Origin of the sequence: Acidovorax sp. A1169, assembly GCF_030704685.1 — a bacterium.
Classification (GTDB): Bacteria; Pseudomonadota; Gammaproteobacteria; order Burkholderiales; family Burkholderiaceae_C; genus Acidovorax.
In genome coordinates, this window is the sequence record NZ_JAUZDX010000058.1 from 1 (window position 1) to 1,656 (window position 1,656).

Annotated in this window: 1 protein-coding gene; it reads left to right on the forward strand. The window is 64.7% G+C overall.

Annotation, left to right across the window (positions count from 1 at the left end):
- Positions 1-147 precede the first annotated feature (147 nt).
- The gene (locus QYL93_RS31795; RefSeq protein ID WP_305747425.1) at positions 148-1,467 is read left to right on the forward strand and encodes a mechanosensitive ion channel family protein; all 1,320 of its coding nucleotides are present in this window, start codon (positions 148-150) and stop codon (positions 1,465-1,467) included.
- Positions 1,468-1,656 lie beyond the last annotated feature (189 nt).

The window sequence follows — 1,656 nt, forward strand, 5'->3', positions numbered from 1 at the left end:
CGGCCGCCTTCTCTTTGGTGACTTTCTCTTGGCGGCCCAAGAGAAAGTTACTGCGCCGCCGGGCGCACATCCCGGCCTCCGCCTTTCACCCAAGCAAACAGTCACCATCGGCAAAAAATAGCCCCGTGTGACACAGACCACCACCGCATGGAAATCCTCGACAAACTCCTCGCCGACTTCAACCACTCCAGCGTCTGGCTGGAACTCGGCGTCCTGGCCGCCGCCATCGCCATTGCCCTGTTCGCCGCCAGCCTGATAGGCCGCAACCAACCCCCCGACTCCGTATGGATCGGCCGCAACACCATCGACGGCCTGCTCTTCCCCCTGATCGCCCTGGTCCTCACCTTCGCCGGCCGCCTGGCGGTTGAGCACTACCACCCCGTGTTCGTGCTGCGCATCGCAGTCCCCATGCTGGTCTCGCTCGCGCTGATCCGCTTCATCGCCCGCGTGCTGCGCGTCGCCTTTCCTGCATCGGCCCTCGTGCGGCTGCTCGAAGGGCTGTTCTCCTGGGTCATCTGGGGTGCGGCCGTGCTGTGGATCGTGGGGCTGCTGCCCGCCGTGCGCAGCGAGCTCGATGCCATCACGCTCAACTTCGGCAAGTCCACCGTGAGCGTGGCCACGCTGATCGAGGGCGCCCTGTCCGCCAGCCTGGTGATGGTGGCAGCACTCTGGATCTCGGCCACCTTCGAGCGGCGCGTGCTCGCCACGGCCGTGACCGATCTGTCCATGCGCAAGGTGGCTGGCAACGCCGTGCGCGCGGTGCTGTTGCTCGTGGGCATGCTGTTCGCGCTGTCGGCCGTGGGGGTGGACCTCACCGCGCTGTCGGTGCTGGGCGGGGCGGTGGGCGTCGGCCTGGGCTTTGGCCTGCAAAAACTCGCTTCCAACTACGTGAGCGGCTTCGTGATTCTGCTGGAGCGCTCGCTGCGCATCGGCGACAACGTGCGCGTCGATGGTTTCGAGGGCCGCATCACCGACATCAAGACCCGCTACACCCTGATCCGCGCCGGCAACGGGCGCGAATCCATCGTGCCCAACGAGACCCTGATCACCCAGCGCGTGGAGAACCTGTCCGACGCCGACCGCAAGTTCAACGTCTCCACCAACATCATCGTCGGCTACGACAGCGATGTGGGCCAAGTGCAGGCCATTCTGTGCGCTGCCGCCGCTGCGCAGCCGCGCGTGCTCACGGAGCCCGAGCCCGTGGCTTTCCTCATCAATTTCGCGCCCGATGGGCTTGAGTTCAGCCTCAACTTCTGGATCAGCGACCCCTCCGCCGGCTCGCTCAACCTGCGCTCGGCCATCAACATCGCCATCCTCGATGGCCTGCGGGCCGCGAACATCGACATCCCTTACCCGCAGCGCGTGGTGCAGTTCAAGGACGGTGCCGTCCCTGCCGGCCTGTCTCCGGGTGCTGCCGTGACCGGTGCCTCCGGCGAGACATCGGGCGGTTCGCCAAGTGCCCTATAATCACTAAAAAGCACGATCGTTCTTTTTTATGCCCCTGCAGCCGATGGGGCGCCGGCCTGCACCCTTCGGGGGGCACTGCGGCATAGAATGTTCCAGTTTACGTAAACGTCAATTCAACCAACTCTAGGAGCCGCAGCAATGAAGGTCTTGGTCCCTGTCAAGCGCGTGGTGGACTACAACGTCAAAGTT

Coding starts and splice junctions, on each gene's coding strand:
- QYL93_RS31795 (WP_305747425.1), top strand. CDS start 148: ATGGAAATCCTCGACAAACTCCTCGCCGACTTCAACCACTCCAGCGTC.